Source organism: Enterobacter vonholyi (genome assembly GCF_040834095.1).
GTDB lineage: Bacteria > Pseudomonadota > Gammaproteobacteria > Enterobacterales > Enterobacteriaceae > Enterobacter > Enterobacter vonholyi.
Genome location: NZ_CP162152.1, coordinates 1764733 through 1778306, shown reverse-complemented (window position 1 = coordinate 1778306; position 13574 = coordinate 1764733). Strand labels below are relative to the sequence as shown.

The following is a 13574-nucleotide window of genomic DNA, read 5'->3' as shown; positions in this document are numbered from 1 at the left end:
CACTCCTTCAGCGCTGGAACGGGTAAACCGATCCCAGCTGCAGGATTGCCGATAACGCGTCCAGCGCCTCGCGACCTTCGCGTAGAAGCTGCGGGTCAACCAGATCCGCCTGCGTTAACCGATCGCGATAGTAGCGATCGACCCAGTCATTCAGCCGCGTAAAGAGCGTATCGTTCATCATGACCGCCGGATTCACCGCCTGCATTTCGTCCTGGGTCAAGACCACGCGCAGACGTAAACAGGCGGGACCACCGCCGTTGGCCATGCTTTCGCGCAGGTCAAACACGCGCAGTTCGGAAATGGGGTTATCGGCCTTCACCAGCTCGGTCAGATAGCGCCACACGCCCTGATGATCCCGGGACTCCTGCGGCAGAACCAGCATCATGCTGCCGTCATCGCGGCTCAGCAGCTGGCTATTGAACAGATACGTTTCTACCGCGTCCTGCACGCTCACCGCCTCCGTGGGCACCTGAATTGGCGTAAAGCCGCGCACGCGCTCATGCAGCGTGGCGAGCAGTTTCTCCTGATGGGCAAACGCCTGCTCGTGGCAGAACAGCACCTGGCGGTTAGAAACGGCGATCACGTCGTTGTGGAATACGCCCTGGTCAATCACATGCGGGTTTTGCTGGGCAAAAAACACCTGGGAAGGATTAACCTGATTCAGGCGGGCAACCGCCTGGCTGGCCGCCAGCGTCTGACGAGCAGGATAACGGGTTGGCGCGGCGTGGCTGCCCTCTTCTCGCCCGTAGATAAACAGCTGCAGGCCCGGATCGCCATAATCGCCCCCCAGGCGGTTATGGTTGGCCGCGCCTTCGTCGCCGAACATCGCCACCTGCGGCAGGGCCTGATGCACCGCAAAATGGGCGTCCTGGTTGAAAATGGCGCGCAGCACGCGCTCGGTGGTTTCCGCTTCGGTGGCGCGGTGAAACTTGTTATTCAGGTTCGCCACCGTCAGGTGGACTTTGCCATCCAGCGTATCGGCTGACGGCGCGACGGTTGCCGCGTTGGCGACCCACATCGAAGAGGCGGAGCTTGCCGCCGAGAGCAGGTGCGGCGTCTGCGTACCCGCTTTTTCAACTACCTGCTCATCGGTGCCGCTAAAGCCGAGCTGGCGCAGCACCGCCACGTTCGGACGCTCCTGCGGCGGGATCACCGCCTGCGGGAAACCGGCATCCGCCAGCGCTTTCATCTTCAGCAGCCCCTGTTTTGCCGCCAGCTTCGGGTTGGAAACCTGAAAGCGGTGCTTCGTCGAGGCTTCATTACCAAAAGAGAGACCGGCGTAGTGGTGCGTCAGCCCCACCAGCCCGTCAAAGTTGACTTCACGCGCTTTCATGACGGTCCCCTCCGGTAAAGTCCAGCCCCGGATTAAGCGTCTCCGGCAGCGTCAGCGCCGGGGTTTCCAGGCTCGCCATCGGCCAGGCACAGTAATCGGCGGCATACCACGCGCTGGCGCGATGGTTGCCCGATGCGCCCACGCCGCCGAACGGCGCGGTGCTCGCGGCCCCGGTCAGCGGTTTATTCCAGTTCACAATCCCGGCGCGCGCTTCCAGCAGCAGCCGATCAAACTTCTCGCGATGAGGCGAAATCAGCCCGCTCGACAGGCCGTAGCGGGTGTTATTGGCCATCGCAATCGCCGCATCAAAATCGTCGTAACGCCAGACGCACAGCAGCGGACCAAAGACCTCTTCATCCGGGACGTTGCTCGCGCCACTCATCTCTACGATGCCCGGCGTCAGCAGCGAGGTTCCCGGCTGAACCAGCTTCGGCTCCAGCAGGGTTTTCGCGCCGCGCGCGACGTGGTCCTGCCAGGCCTTCAGCACGTTCAGCGCGGCCTGTTCGGAAATCAGTCCGCCGATAAACGGCTGCGGATCGGCATCCCACGCGGCTGGCACCAGGCGCGCGCTTACCTCTACAAGACGTTTCAGGAAAGCATCCCCCTGCGCACCTCTTTTCACCAGCAGACGGCGGGCACAGGTGCAGCGCTGTCCGGCGGTTATAAAGGCGGACTGAATCGTCAGGTGCACCGCGGCGTCAATATCATCCGGGTCTTCCACAATCAGCGGGTTGTTGCCCCCCATCTCCAGCGCCAGAATTTTTTCCGGCTGCCCCGCCAGCTGGCGGTGCAGCTGATAGCCCGTCCCGGCGCTGCCGGTAAACAGCAGGCCGTCGATATCGCTCAGCGCGCTCAGCGCCTGACCGGTTTCCCGTCCGCCCTGCACCAGGTTTAGCACGCCCGGCGGCAGGCCTGCCTGTTCCCACAGCTTAACCACCGCTTCGCCGGTTAATGGCGTGAGCTCGCTCGGTTTGAAGATGACGGTATTGCCCGCCAGCAGCGCGGGCACAATGTGCCCATTCGGCAGATGCCCCGGGAAGTTGTACGGACCAAACACCGCCAGCACGCCGTGCGGACGGTGGCGCAGCGTGGCCGCGCCGTCCGGCATGTCGGTGTGCTGTTCGCCGGTACGGGTGTGGTACGCCTTCACCGAAATGGCGATTTTGTTGATCATCGCCGTCACTTCGGTTGTCGCTTCCCAGCGCGGTTTACTGGTTTCAGACGCGATGATGCGCGTCAGTTCGGCCTTGTTTGCCTCCAGCAGCCCGGCAAACTTTTCAACAATTTCCTGGCGCACGGCGAAAGGCTGTTTTGCCCACGCCGGAAACGCGCGGCGGGCGGCATGGCAGGCTTGTTCCACCTGCGCGGCGCTGGCGTCATTCCCCTTCCAGAGCGCCTCTTTTCCTACCGGATTGGTCTTTACGCGCTGTTCGCCTTCGCCCGTGACCCAGTCACCGTTAATCCATAATGTCATGCTGTTTTCTCCTCAGGGCAGAGACGCACCAGGCGAACCGTATCGCCGGCGTTACATTTCAGGGCATCCAGTTCTGCAGCCGTCAGCACCAGACGTTCACATTTGGGGTTGGTACGCACCAGCATGGCGCGGAAGTTGGCATAATTTTCGTTCGCCACCAGGCACGCCGGCCAGTCGCCCGGCGCGGGCTGGCCTTCAGAGACCTCAACCAGCCGGCTCTTACGGATCGCGCGCACGCGGTCGATATCGCACTCAAGCGTAGGCCCGCCGTCAAAGATGTCGACATAGTTGCGGTAGCGGAAGCCTTCTTTCTCCAGCACCGCGCGGGCGGGTGCGGTTTGCGGATGCACTTCGCCGATCACCGCCTGTGCTTCCGGGCTGAGGAAATGGGTATAAATAGGATGCTTCGGCATCAGTTCGGCAATAAAGGCTTTCTGGCCGGTGCCGCAGAGATAGTCCGCCCGGCTGAACTCCATCGAGAAGAAGCGCTCGCCCAGGCTCTCCCAGAACGGTGAGTAGCCGGTGTCGTCGATCACGCCGCGCATCTCCGCAACCACTTTTTCGTTAAAGCGATCGCGGAAGGCGGCCATAAACATAAAGCGCGATTTGGAGAGCAGATAGCCGTTGCCCTCTTTTCGCCACGCCGGGTCGAGAAACAGCGTGCAAAGCTCGCTGGCGCCCGTGTGGTCATTGCAGAGAAACAGCGTGGGCAGCGCGTTATAGACGTTAAGCTCTTTCGAGGCGTGAACCATGGTGCCGACGCGGTAGTTGTACCACGGATCGTTAAGCCCGACGGCCACTTCAATGGCGCAGATCCCGGCCACGGTTCCCGTGTCGGTGTCTTCCAGCACGAACACATACCCCTGTTCGCTTTTTGGCAACGTCCCCTGCCAGGTTTGCAGGGCGCGCTCAATGCGCGCCGACAGCGTATTTTCATCGGCAGGAAGCGAGGTCAGCCCGCCTCCCGTCTTACCGGCAAGCTGCATGAGCCCGGCGAGGTCGCCGCGCTCAACGGGACGGATGACCATCATGATGACACCCCGGATTTCACTTTTTCACACGCCAGCGCAAAGCGGTCCAGACCGGTTTGCACCTCTTCCTCGCTGACGATCAGCGCGGGAGCAAAACGCACTACGTTGGCACCGGCAATCAGCACCATCACGCCCACTTTTGCCGCTTCCTGTGAAATAAGTTTAGCTTTCCCGGCAAACTCAGCTGTGAGCTCGCAGCCGATTAACAGCCCCAGGCCGCGGATCTCTTTAAACAGCCCCGTTTTGCCGTTGATGGCGTTCAGACGCTCAACAAACCAGTCGTGGCGCTGCTTAACGCCCTTCAGCACCTCAGGGGTGTTAATGATGTCGAGCACCTGCCCGGCGACGGCGGTGGCCAGCGGGTTGCCGCCGTAGGTGGTGCCGTGGGTGCCGACGGTCATCACGCTGGCGAATTTATCGGTGGTCAGCGTCGCGCCAATCGGGAAGCCGCCGCCCAGCGCTTTGGCGGTCGAAAGCACGTCCGGCGTGACGCCGTAGTGCATATAGGCATACAGCTCGCCGGTGCGGCCCACGCCGGTCTGGACTTCGTCGAAAATCAGCACCGCGTTATGACGATCGCACAGCTCGCGCAGCCCCTGCAGGAATTCCTTTTTCGCCGGAAGCACGCCGCCCTCGCCCTGCATCGGCTCGACGATCACCGCGCAGGTGGTGTCGTTAATCAGCTCGCTGGCGGACTGCAGATCGTTATAAATACCGTGACGGATATCCGGCGGCAGCGGGGCGAAATCCTGCGAGTATGAAGGCTGGCCGCCCGCGCTGACGGTAAAGAGCGTGCGCCCGTGGAAGGCATTTTTAAACGCCACGATGCCGCTCTTGTGGGTACCAAATTTATCGTGCGCATATTTGCGCGCCAGCTTCAGCGCCGCTTCGTTGGCTTCCGCCCCCGAGTTACAGAAAAAGACCTTCTCCGCAAACGTCGCGTCGATCAGTTTTTTGGCCAGGCGCAGCGCGGGCTCGTTGGTAAAGCCGTTGCCGGTATGCCAGAACTTCGCCGCCTGGTCATTGAGCGCCTGACGCAGCGCCGGGTGCGCATGACCCAGCGCGTTGACCGCAATCCCACCTGCAAAGTCGATATACTCTTTACCCTGCTGATCCCACAGGCGCGAGCCTTCCCCACGAACCGGAATAAAAGCCGCCGGAGCGTAAACCGGCATCATCCATTCATCGAAATTTTCACGCGTAATTGACAGAGACATAGCGACCTCATCCGGTAAATAAAAGGTTATTTGAATGTTAAATAATTGAGTGTTTGCACTGTGAATGTAGATTGCAGCCTTCGTGCCAGCCAGCGATAAAATTGCATAAACGGGTTGAGGTAACAGAATATCAATAAGTTACAATATGGAGTTATTCACCTTTAGTGCATAAAAAGTGAATATTTTTACGACAAGCGGCGCTTTGCCGCATTAAAATCAGAAAGAGTATGCACAGGCCAAATATAATTCTGGAATTGTGATCGCTCGCGAAATTTATCGGTCATTTACGCCCTGTTTGAGGGCGAGGCGCGTCAGAATGGTGCAAATATTGCACCACCGGCATTATCTGTTGCAGTTATTGGCCGAAGCCGGTAACAGTTGACGCAAATTCTGCTACCATCCCTGCACTATTCACCTTGCACTGGCAGCGACTATGAAATTTGTCTCTTTTAATATCAACGGCCTGCGTGCCCGCCCTCATCAGCTTGAAGCTATCGTTGAGCAACATCAGCCAGATGTGATCGGCCTGCAGGAGACAAAGGTTCACGACGACATGTTCCCCCTCGAAGAGGTGGCGAAACTCGGCTACAACGTCTTTTATCACGGCCAGAAAGGTCACTATGGCGTCGCGCTGCTCACCAAAGCGCCGCCGGTTTCCGTGCGTCGCGGCTTCCCCGGCGACGGTGAAGAAGCGCAGCGCCGCATCATCATGGCGGAAGTCCCTTCTGCGATCGGGAATATCACGGTCATCAACGGCTATTTCCCGCAGGGTGAGAGCCGTGACCATGAAACCAAATTCCCGGCGAAAGCGAAGTTTTATCAGGATCTGCAGGACTACCTGACCACCGAACTCAAAAAAGAGAATCCGGTGCTGATCATGGGCGACATGAATATCAGCCCGAGGGATCTCGATATCGGTATTGGCGAAGAGAACCGCAAACGCTGGCTGCGCACCGGCAAATGCTCCTTCCTGCCGGAAGAGCGTGAGTGGATGGAGCGCCTGCTGGGCTGGGGCCTGGTGGACACGTTCCGCAACGCCAACCCGGAAACGCAGGATCGCTTCTCCTGGTTTGACTACCGCTCAAAAGGCTTTGACGACAACCGCGGCCTGCGTATCGACCTGCTGCTGGCCAGTTCGCCGCTGGCAGAGCGCTGCATCGAAACCGGGATCGACTACGACATCCGCAGCATGGAAAAACCATCTGACCACGCGCCGGTGTGGGCTAAATTCAAGCTGTAATGACGCGTGAACATTCCAAAAACACTCTTCCTGTGCGCCCTTCTGGGCGCATTTATGTTGACGTTTGTCATGCTTTCCCCGGGAACCCTCTCCCTGGAAGGGATTAAAACCCACCAGCAGGCACTCCTCTCCCATGTTGACCACGCGCCGCTGCGCAGCGCGCTGACCTTTTTTGCGATCTATGTGGCGGTCTCCGCCCTCTCGATTCCCGGCGCGGCGATCCTCACCCTGCTGGGCGGGGCGTTGTTTAGCCTGTGGGAAGGCACCGTGCTGGTCTCGTTTGCCTCCACCCTCGGGGCGACGCTTGCGATGCTCGCAAGCCGTTATCTGCTGCGCGACTGGGTTCAGCAGCGGTTTGCTCAGCAGATGAAAACGGTAAACGCTGGCATGGCACGCGACGGCGCGAACTTTCTTTTTGCCCTGCGCCTGATGCCGCTGTTCCCGTTTTTTCTGGTGAATTTGCTGATGGGGCTGACCCGCATGGGCGTCTGCCGCTACTGGTGGGTCAGCCAGGTCGCCATGCTGCCCGCCACGATTATCTTTCTGAACGCCGGGCGCGAGCTGGGAAAAGTGACTTCGCTGCGCGATATTTTGTCGCCGGGCATGCTATTCGCCTTTACACTACTGGGGTTATTACCGCTGGTCACCCGCCGGCTGTTTTCCCGTTTTCTCCCGTCTGCTAAAAAGTGAGGCATTATGCGCCGTGTGCGTTTTTGCACGTTTCTGACCGGTCTGCTGCTGGCAGCCCCCCTATTTGCCGCCAACGGCTGGCAGGCCATTCAGCAACAGGCTAAAGGCCAGACCGTCTGGTTTAACGCCTGGGGCGGCGATCCGGCGGTCAACCGCTATCTGGAATGGGTCAGCGATGAGATGCAAACGCACTATGCCATTACCCTAAAAATCGTCCCGCTGGCGGATGCTGCCGACGCCGTAAAACGTATTCAGACCGAAGCCGCCGCGGGGCGTAAGACCAACGGCTCGGTTGACCTGCTGTGGATTAACGGCGAAAACTTCCGCACGCTGAAAGAGGCGAACCTGCTGCAAACCGGATGGGCGCAGACGCTGCCAAACTGGCGCTATGTTGATACGCGCAAACCGGTTACGGAAGATTTTGCCGTCCCAACCGACGGGGCGGAATCGCCATGGGGCGGCGCGCAGCTGACCTTTATCGCCCGCAAGGCCAGCATGCCGACGCCGCCTGTGGATCCTCAGGCGCTGCTGGCTTACGCGCAGCAGCACCCCGGCAAGATCAGCTATCCGCGCCCGCCCGATTTTACCGGCACGGCATTTCTTGAGCAGCTGCTGCTGACGCTGACCGTTCACCCGGACGCGCTGCAAAAGGCTCCCGATAGCACCTTTGCCGAGGTGACGGCACCGCTCTGGGATTATCTGGACAAACTCCACCCGCAGCTGTGGCGCGAAGGGAAAGATTTCCCCCCTTCCCCTGCACGGATGGATGCCCTGCTTGCCAGCGGCAGCCTGAACCTGTCCCTGACCTTTAACCCGGCCCATGGTCAGCAAAAAATAGCGAGCGGCGAACTGCCTGCCGACAGCTACAGCTTTGGTTTCCAGAGTGGGATGCTAGGTAACGTCCATTTTGTGGCGATTCCGGCCAATGCCGGCGCCAGCGCGGGTGCAAAAGTGGTCGCTAATTTCCTGCTGTCACCGCAGGCGCAGATCCGCAAGGCCGACCCGGCCATCTGGGGCGATCCGAGCGTGCTGGATGCCAAAACGCTGCCCGAAGGTGAAGCCAAACAGCTGCTGGCCCACACGCCTCAGGAGTTGCCGAAGGTGCTTGCAGAGCCGCAGTCCGCCTGGGTGAACGCGCTGGAGCAGGAATGGCTGCGTCGTTACGGCACCCGCTGAGCGGGCTAGTCTGGCTGGCGATGGCGGTAATTTATCTACCGCTCCTGCCCGCAGGCGCCATGCTGTTGGCACCGGCGTTTTCGTTGACAAACTGGCAGCGGCTGGTGAACGATCCGCAACTCCCGCAGGCGGCCGTCGCCACGCTGGTCTCAACGCTCATCGCCACGCTGGGGGCGTTGCTGATTGCCCTTTTCCTCGTCAGCCTTTTATGGCCCGGTAAGCGCTGGCGCCGTCTCACTACCCGCCTGCCATGGCTACTGGCGATCCCCCATGTGGCGTTCGCCACCGGCGCATTACTGCTTTTTGCCGAGGGCGGTCTGTTTTATCAGATCTGCACCGTCTGTTCGCCGCCGTTTGACCGATACGGCACCGGGCTGGGCCTGACGCTCGCGGTCAAAGAGAGCGCGTTTGTGCTGTGGGCGATTTACGCCGTGCTGCCGGAGAAGCGGCTCGCGCAGCAGAAGATCGTCCTGCAAACCTTTGGCTACGGGCGTTTTCAGACGCTCAGTTGGCTGATTCTCCCGGCCATCGCGCCCGTTCTCGGGGCGGTGATGCTGGCGGTGCTGGCGTGGTCGCTCTCGGTCGTGGACGTAGCGATCGTTCTCGGGCCCGGCAACCCGCCTACCCTGGCCGTGCTGGCCTGGCAGTGGCTGAGCCAGGGCGACGCGCAGCAGCAGGCAAAAGGGACGCTGCTGTGCCTGCTTCTCCTTCTGCTGCTGTCCGCGCTTGCCGCCCTCGGGTACGGCCTCTGGAAAGCATGGCGTCGCACCATTCCGGAAGTCGCGGGGACGCGTCCCCGGTCTCAGCGCCTCCTGCCTGAGCGAGCACTGAGCGGGTTCCTCCCCGCGTGCGGCGTGCTGTGCGCCGTGGTGCTGTTGATGCTGGCGCAAAGGAATGACGTTGGCCCGGTGGGAAGCAGCCTTTCCTTCGGTCTGCTTTCAGCCTTGATTGCCCTGGTCGTCGGCTTGCTCTGGCTGGAATGGGGTCCGCAGCGTGGCACGCTGTGGGTATGGTTACCGCTCGCCCTTCCGGCCCTCCCGCTCGTCACCGGTCAGTATGCGATTGCGTTGCACCTGGGCATCGACGGGCACTACGCCGCCGTGCTCTGGAGCCACCTCCTGTGGGTATTGCCGTGGACGCTGCTGGTGCTGCAGCCCGCCTGGCGGCGGATCGATCCCCGGCTCATCCTCACCGCCAGAACGCTCGGCTGGCGACGGGGAAAAATATTCTTGCTGCTGAAATGTCCCCTGCTGGTGCGCCCTGCGCTTCTGGCCTTTGCCACCGGCTTTTCCGTCAGCATGGCGCAATACATGCCGACGCTCTGGCTCGGCACCGGGCGTTTCGCCACCCTGACCACCGAAACCGTCGCGCTCAGCAGCGGGGGCAGCATCCCGATCCTCGCTAACCGGGCGCTGGGACTAATGCTGGTCACGGGCACGGTGTTTGGTCTTGCTGCCCTGTTGTCCCGGCTCGTAGGCCGCTACCGACAAGGATTACGTTAATGCTGAAGGTAAACAATCTCACCGTCGAACCGCTTTTCCGCGAGGTCAGTTTTTGCGTGCCCCGCGGGGAGATCGTCACCCTGATGGGGCCGTCCGGCAGCGGAAAATCGACCCTTTTTGCCTGGATGGTCGGCGCGCTGTCAGACGATTTCCAGGCGCGGGGCGAACTGTGGCTGGACGCGCGTCGCTGCGACGGTCTCCCCGTGGAATCCCGCGGGCTGGGTATTCTCTTCCAGGACGCGCTGCTGTTCGAACAGTTCAGCGTCGGGCAGAATTTGCTGCTGGCGCTGCCCGAGCGCATCACCGGACGCGCGCGTCGGGAAGCGGTCGAGCAGGCTCTGAATTCCGCGGGGCTGAGCGGTCATTACGCCAGCGACCCGGCCACCCTTTCCGGTGGGGAGCGCGCCCGGGTTAGCCTGCTGCGCGCCCTGCTCGCGGAGCCGCAGGCGCTGCTGCTGGATGAACCGTTCGGGCGCCTCGATAAAGCGTTACGAGCCTCATTTCGGGCATGGGTGTTTGACGCCGTCCGCGCGCGCAATATTCCAGTAGTGCTGGTCACGCACGATGAGGACGATATTCCGCCCGGCGGCAAGCTGATTGAGATTTCTCGCTGGCAATAATGTGCTAACGCAATGTTTTACGTTTCGGGAGAGACGACAATGCACCCCTCTTTTATTGACGTCAGGTTATTCGATGAAACGTGTTTCTCAACTGACCGCGCTGGCCCTGCTCTGCGGCCTCGCTTCTTTTTCCTCTCTGGCGGCTGATATGCCCAACGCCATCACGCTGTCTCAGCTTCAGGCGCAGCACGGCACGCCTGTCGACACCCGCGCCAGCGCGTTTTATAACGGCTGGCCGCAGACGCTCAGCGGCCCCTCCGGGCATGAACCCGCCGCACTCAACCTTGCTGCCGCCTGGCTTAGCGCAATGAGTGACGAGCAGCTTGCGCTTTGGGCAAAACAGCATCAGTTGCCCCCTGCGACGGCCATCGCCCTGTACGGTGACGATAGGGATAACCTGGCGGTGAAAGCCCGTCTGGAGAAAGCAGGATATCGCCACGTTTCGCTGCTCAGCGATGCTCTGCAGACCCCCGGCCGCCTTCAGCGTCTGCCGCACTTTGAACAGCTGGTTTACCCGGAGTGGATCCATCGCCTGCAACAAGGGGAACGTATCACCGCGGCACCATCAGCCGACTGGAAGATTATAGAAGCCGGCTGGGGGGGGCCTAAATTTTATCTGCTCGGCCATATTCCCGGGGCGGGCTACATCGATACTAACGAGGTTGAAAGCGAACCGCTGTGGAATAAAGTTTCTGACGACAAGCTGAAAGCGATGCTGGAGAAACACGGGATCCGCCATGACACTACCGTTATTCTGTATGGTCGCGACGTTTACGCCGCCGCCCGTGTGGCCCAGATAATGCTCTACGCCGGCGTGAAAGATGTACGTCTTCTGGACGGCGGCTGGAAGGCATGGTCTGATTCGGGACTGCTGGTACAGGGCGGAGTGCCCGGCCCCGTCAAACCCGCCCCCGATTTTGGCGCGCCGATCCCCGGCCAGCCGCAGCTGATGGTGGATATGGAACAGGCGCGCGGCATGCTGCACCGTCAGGATGCCTCCCTGGTCAGCATTCGCTCGTGGCCGGAGTTCATCGGCGAAACCAGCGGCTACAGCTACATCAAGCCAAAAGGTGAAATTGCCGGTGCCCGCTGGGGTCACGCGGGCAGCGATGCTACCCACATGGAGGATTTCCATAACCCGGATGGCACCATGCGCAGCGCGGACGATATCGCCGCCCAGTGGAAGCGCTGGAATATTCTGCCGGAACAGCACGTCGCGTTTTACTGCGGCACCGGCTGGCGGGCGTCCGAAACCTTTATGTACGCCCGGGCGATGGGCTGGAAGAATGTCGCCGTCTATGACGGCGGCTGGTACGAATGGAGCAGTCATCCGCAGAACCCGGTCACCAGCGGAGAGCGCGGGCCAGAGAGCGCTCTCTAAGGGTTGAGTGACTTCAGCGTAACATAGCCGCTCCAGACGCGCGTTGTGGTGGTCAGCCAGCACAGCGCGCCGAATACCCACGCGAACAGCGTAAAGTGCGCCGGGAAGAGGCAGCACAGCACGAACAGCGCGATGGTCTCCGTTCCTTCCGTTAACCCACCGATGTAATAAAACGACTTGTGCGCATAGCCGGGGTTGTCGATGTCGTGCTTTGCGGCCAGCGTCGCAAACGCCAGAAAACTGCTGCCGGTCCCGATAAACGCAAACAGCAGCCAGGCAGCCGCCAGCGCATTCTCTGCCGGAGCAGCCAGCGCAAAGCCAAACGGCACCAGGGCGTAGAAAAGAAAATCGAGCGAGATATCGAGAAATCCCCCCGCATCGCTCAGCCCTCTGCGGCGCGCCAGCGCCCCGTCCAGCCCGTCCAGCAGGCGGTTAAGCACGATGGCGACCAGCGCCGCCGGATACCAGCCGAGGGCCAGAAACGGCAGCGCCAGCACGCCGATGGCAAACCCTGTCAGGGTCAATCCGTCGGGCGTAATGCCCGGTCGGTCCAGCACGGAGACCATAAAATTCAGAGCGGGTTTTATCCGAGGGTGAAGATGGCGATCAAGCATGAGGCGTCTCGTTAAATGTGGCGCACAGCCCCTGCGCCGGAATATCCAGCGCGGCGTTAAAGCGGGCGGAGAGATTCTGAAAGGCAATGAGCGCCGTCATCTCGGTGATGGCGTCATCCGTAAAGTGGCGCTTCAGCGCCGCTCTGATGGCCTCATCCGCCCGGGGCGGGGTGGCGGTCACCGCCTCGGCGTAGGCCAGCGCCGCGCGCTCCTGCTCCGTGAACAAGGCTGAATCCTGCCAGTCGCTCACGGCCTGCACCTTATCCAGCGCCCCGCAGCGCTCGGCCAGCCGCAGGCTGTTGGCATCAATACAGAAAGCGCAATGGCAGAGCTGGGATACCCGCGTCATGAGCAGCGAACGAAGAACGGGCGTCAGGCGCGCGCGACGACGCTCCAGAAAACCGACGAACAGCGCCACCAGCCAGAACAGACGCGGCATGCGCCCCCACCAGCGCGTGGGATTTAGCACGGCGCCAAAATGCTTTTTTTGCATCACGGCAATGGGTTTAAGGCTGGCGGGAAGGGATTCGATAGGGGCAACCCAGGCGGTAGTCTCTTTCACCTGATTCTCCTGATAGCTGGACTCTGAGAAAGGGCACGATAATATGTCTTTTTTCGCCATCAATTATTGACGACCATGCTGAAAACACTCGATGTCGTTGCCGCCATCATCGAAAAAGACGACAAAATTTTACTGGCACAGCGCCCTGCCCACGCCGACCAGCCGGGCATGTGGGAATTTGCAGGCGGCAAAGTCGAGGCGGGTGAAACCCAGCCCGAGGCGCTTATCCGCGAGCTGCGTGAAGAGTTGGGTATTGAAGCGCTGCCCGCGCAATACGTGGCAAGCCACCAGCGCGAGGTCTCGCAGCGGTTAATCAACCTGCACGCCTGGCACGTTCCTGCGTTTAGCGGTGCGCTCACGGCGCACTACCACAGCGCGCTGGCGTGGTGTACGCCGGAAGAGGCGTTCGGCTACACCTTAGCCCCCGCGGATATTCCCCTGCTGGAAGCGTTTATTGTTTTACGCGACGCCAGACCAGCGGGTTCGTGCTGATGGCGCGCTCGTCGCGCTGGCACTGCAGCAGAATGCCGTCCGCTTTCACCACGGCGCCTTCCGAGTAGTTCTGATTCTGATAGATGCAGCACTGATTACAGGGCTGCACCGTTTGATTCTGGCCGCTGGAGCTAAACACTTCCGGCGGCACATTCACTTCCACGTCCGGACGAATGCGGTCAGCCTGCGCGCCAGCGGTGAAGATCAGACATAACGCGGTTAATAGATAACGTTTCATAGAC

14 protein-coding genes are annotated in these 13574 nt (G+C 60.8%); 7 read left to right on the top strand and 7 right to left on the bottom strand.

The features are described 5' to 3' along the window. Positions 1-7 precede the first annotated feature (7 nt). Genes astB through AB3N39_RS08415 form a run of 4 tightly spaced genes read right to left on the bottom strand, consistent with a single transcriptional unit; the run spans position 8 to position 5055 of the window. Positions 8-1333, bottom strand: coding sequence for an N-succinylarginine dihydrolase (gene astB / locus AB3N39_RS08430; protein ID WP_143344993.1), 1326 nt, complete (start codon positions 1331-1333; stop codon positions 8-10). Beyond that, a complete protein-coding gene (gene astD / locus AB3N39_RS08425) occupies positions 1320-2807 on the bottom strand; it encodes a succinylglutamate-semialdehyde dehydrogenase (protein ID WP_133294203.1) in 1488 nt (495 codons plus the stop codon). The genes astB and astD overlap by 14 nt, the downstream gene beginning before the upstream one ends. After that, positions 2804-3838 (bottom strand): arginine N-succinyltransferase, encoded by a 1035-nt coding sequence (gene astA, locus AB3N39_RS08420; protein ID WP_115874811.1) that lies wholly within the window; start codon positions 3836-3838, stop codon positions 2804-2806. Before astA ends, astD begins: the two co-directional genes overlap by 4 nt. Next, the gene (locus AB3N39_RS08415; protein ID WP_111965596.1) at positions 3835-5055 is read right to left on the bottom strand and encodes an aspartate aminotransferase family protein; all 1221 of its coding nucleotides are present in this window, start codon (positions 5053-5055) and stop codon (positions 3835-3837) included. The genes astA and AB3N39_RS08415 overlap by 4 nt, the downstream gene beginning before the upstream one ends. Positions 5056-5488: 433 nt before the next feature. Here AB3N39_RS08415 and xthA point away from each other — a divergent pair, with 433 nt between their 5' ends. From xthA to AB3N39_RS08385, 6 genes are all read left to right on the top strand, one after another. After that, positions 5489-6295 carry an exodeoxyribonuclease III gene (gene xthA / locus AB3N39_RS08410; protein ID WP_367897207.1) on the top strand — a complete coding sequence of 269 codons (807 nt, stop codon included), beginning with the start codon at positions 5489-5491 and terminating at the stop codon, positions 6293-6295. A gap of 6 nt (positions 6296-6301) precedes the next feature. Beyond that, complete coding sequence (locus AB3N39_RS08405; RefSeq protein ID WP_133294201.1) at positions 6302-6985, top strand: TVP38/TMEM64 family protein; 684 nt, start codon at positions 6302-6304, stop codon at positions 6983-6985. Positions 6986-6991: 6 nt separating this feature from the next. Further along, positions 6992-8161, top strand: coding sequence for an ABC transporter substrate-binding protein (locus AB3N39_RS08400; RefSeq protein ID WP_232057382.1), 1170 nt, complete (start codon positions 6992-6994; stop codon positions 8159-8161). Further along, positions 8134-9663: a thiamine ABC transporter permease gene (locus AB3N39_RS08395; protein WP_136194706.1), complete on the top strand. Its 1530-nt coding sequence runs from the start codon at positions 8134-8136 to the stop codon at positions 9661-9663. The genes AB3N39_RS08400 and AB3N39_RS08395 overlap by 28 nt, the downstream gene beginning before the upstream one ends. Continuing rightward, a complete protein-coding gene (locus AB3N39_RS08390) occupies positions 9663-10283 on the top strand; it encodes an ATP-binding cassette domain-containing protein (RefSeq protein WP_133294199.1) in 621 nt (206 codons plus the stop codon). Before AB3N39_RS08395 ends, AB3N39_RS08390 begins: the two co-directional genes overlap by 1 nt. 73 nt (positions 10284-10356) lie before the next feature. Further along, on the top strand, positions 10357-11664 hold the full coding sequence (locus AB3N39_RS08385; protein ID WP_136194705.1) for a sulfurtransferase: 1308 nt from the start codon (positions 10357-10359) through the stop codon (positions 11662-11664). Here AB3N39_RS08385 and AB3N39_RS08380 read toward each other — a convergent pair. After that, the gene (locus tag AB3N39_RS08380) at positions 11661-12278 is read right to left on the bottom strand and encodes a CDP-alcohol phosphatidyltransferase family protein (RefSeq protein ID WP_136194704.1); all 618 of its coding nucleotides are present in this window, start codon (positions 12276-12278) and stop codon (positions 11661-11663) included. The genes AB3N39_RS08385 and AB3N39_RS08380 overlap by 4 nt on opposite strands. Continuing rightward, positions 12271-12840 carry a carboxymuconolactone decarboxylase family protein gene (locus tag AB3N39_RS08375; RefSeq protein WP_136194703.1) on the bottom strand — a complete coding sequence of 190 codons (570 nt, stop codon included), beginning with the start codon at positions 12838-12840 and terminating at the stop codon, positions 12271-12273. The genes AB3N39_RS08380 and AB3N39_RS08375 overlap by 8 nt, the downstream gene beginning before the upstream one ends. Before the next feature lie 75 nt (positions 12841-12915). Between AB3N39_RS08375 and AB3N39_RS08370 the strand changes: the two genes are divergently transcribed. Next, positions 12916-13332 carry a pyrimidine (deoxy)nucleoside triphosphate diphosphatase gene (locus AB3N39_RS08370; RefSeq protein WP_136194702.1) on the top strand — a complete coding sequence of 139 codons (417 nt, stop codon included), beginning with the start codon at positions 12916-12918 and terminating at the stop codon, positions 13330-13332. Here the strand turns inward: AB3N39_RS08370 and AB3N39_RS08365 are convergent. After that, positions 13292-13570 carry a DUF1496 domain-containing protein gene (locus tag AB3N39_RS08365; protein ID WP_115874800.1) on the bottom strand — a complete coding sequence of 93 codons (279 nt, stop codon included), beginning with the start codon at positions 13568-13570 and terminating at the stop codon, positions 13292-13294. The genes AB3N39_RS08370 and AB3N39_RS08365 overlap by 41 nt on opposite strands. Between the last annotated feature and the right edge of the window lie 4 nt (positions 13571-13574).

Bases quoted from the DNA above. Each gene is read 5' to 3' on its own strand.
- AB3N39_RS08395 (WP_136194706.1), top strand. From the start codon at position 8,134: ATGGCTGCGTCGTTACGGCACCCGCTGAGCGGGCTAGTCTGGCTGGCG.
- astA (WP_115874811.1), bottom strand. From the start codon at position 3,838: ATGATGGTCATCCGTCCCGTTGAGCGCGGCGACCTCGCCGGGCTCATG.
- AB3N39_RS08400 (WP_232057382.1), top strand. From the start codon at position 6,992: ATGCGCCGTGTGCGTTTTTGCACGTTTCTGACCGGTCTGCTGCTGGCA.
- AB3N39_RS08415 (WP_111965596.1), bottom strand. From the start codon at position 5,055: ATGTCTCTGTCAATTACGCGTGAAAATTTCGATGAATGGATGATGCCG.
- xthA (WP_367897207.1), top strand. From the start codon at position 5,489: ATGAAATTTGTCTCTTTTAATATCAACGGCCTGCGTGCCCGCCCTCAT.
- AB3N39_RS08385 (WP_136194705.1), top strand. From the start codon at position 10,357: ATGAAACGTGTTTCTCAACTGACCGCGCTGGCCCTGCTCTGCGGCCTC.
- AB3N39_RS08365 (WP_115874800.1), bottom strand. From the start codon at position 13,570: ATGAAACGTTATCTATTAACCGCGTTATGTCTGATCTTCACCGCTGGC.
- AB3N39_RS08380 (WP_136194704.1), bottom strand. From the start codon at position 12,278: ATGCTTGATCGCCATCTTCACCCTCGGATAAAACCCGCTCTGAATTTT.
- astD (WP_133294203.1), bottom strand. From the start codon at position 2,807: ATGACATTATGGATTAACGGTGACTGGGTCACGGGCGAAGGCGAACAG.
- AB3N39_RS08370 (WP_136194702.1), top strand. From the start codon at position 12,916: ATGCTGAAAACACTCGATGTCGTTGCCGCCATCATCGAAAAAGACGAC.
- AB3N39_RS08390 (WP_133294199.1), top strand. From the start codon at position 9,663: ATGCTGAAGGTAAACAATCTCACCGTCGAACCGCTTTTCCGCGAGGTC.
- astB (WP_143344993.1), bottom strand. From the start codon at position 1,333: ATGAAAGCGCGTGAAGTCAACTTTGACGGGCTGGTGGGGCTGACGCAC.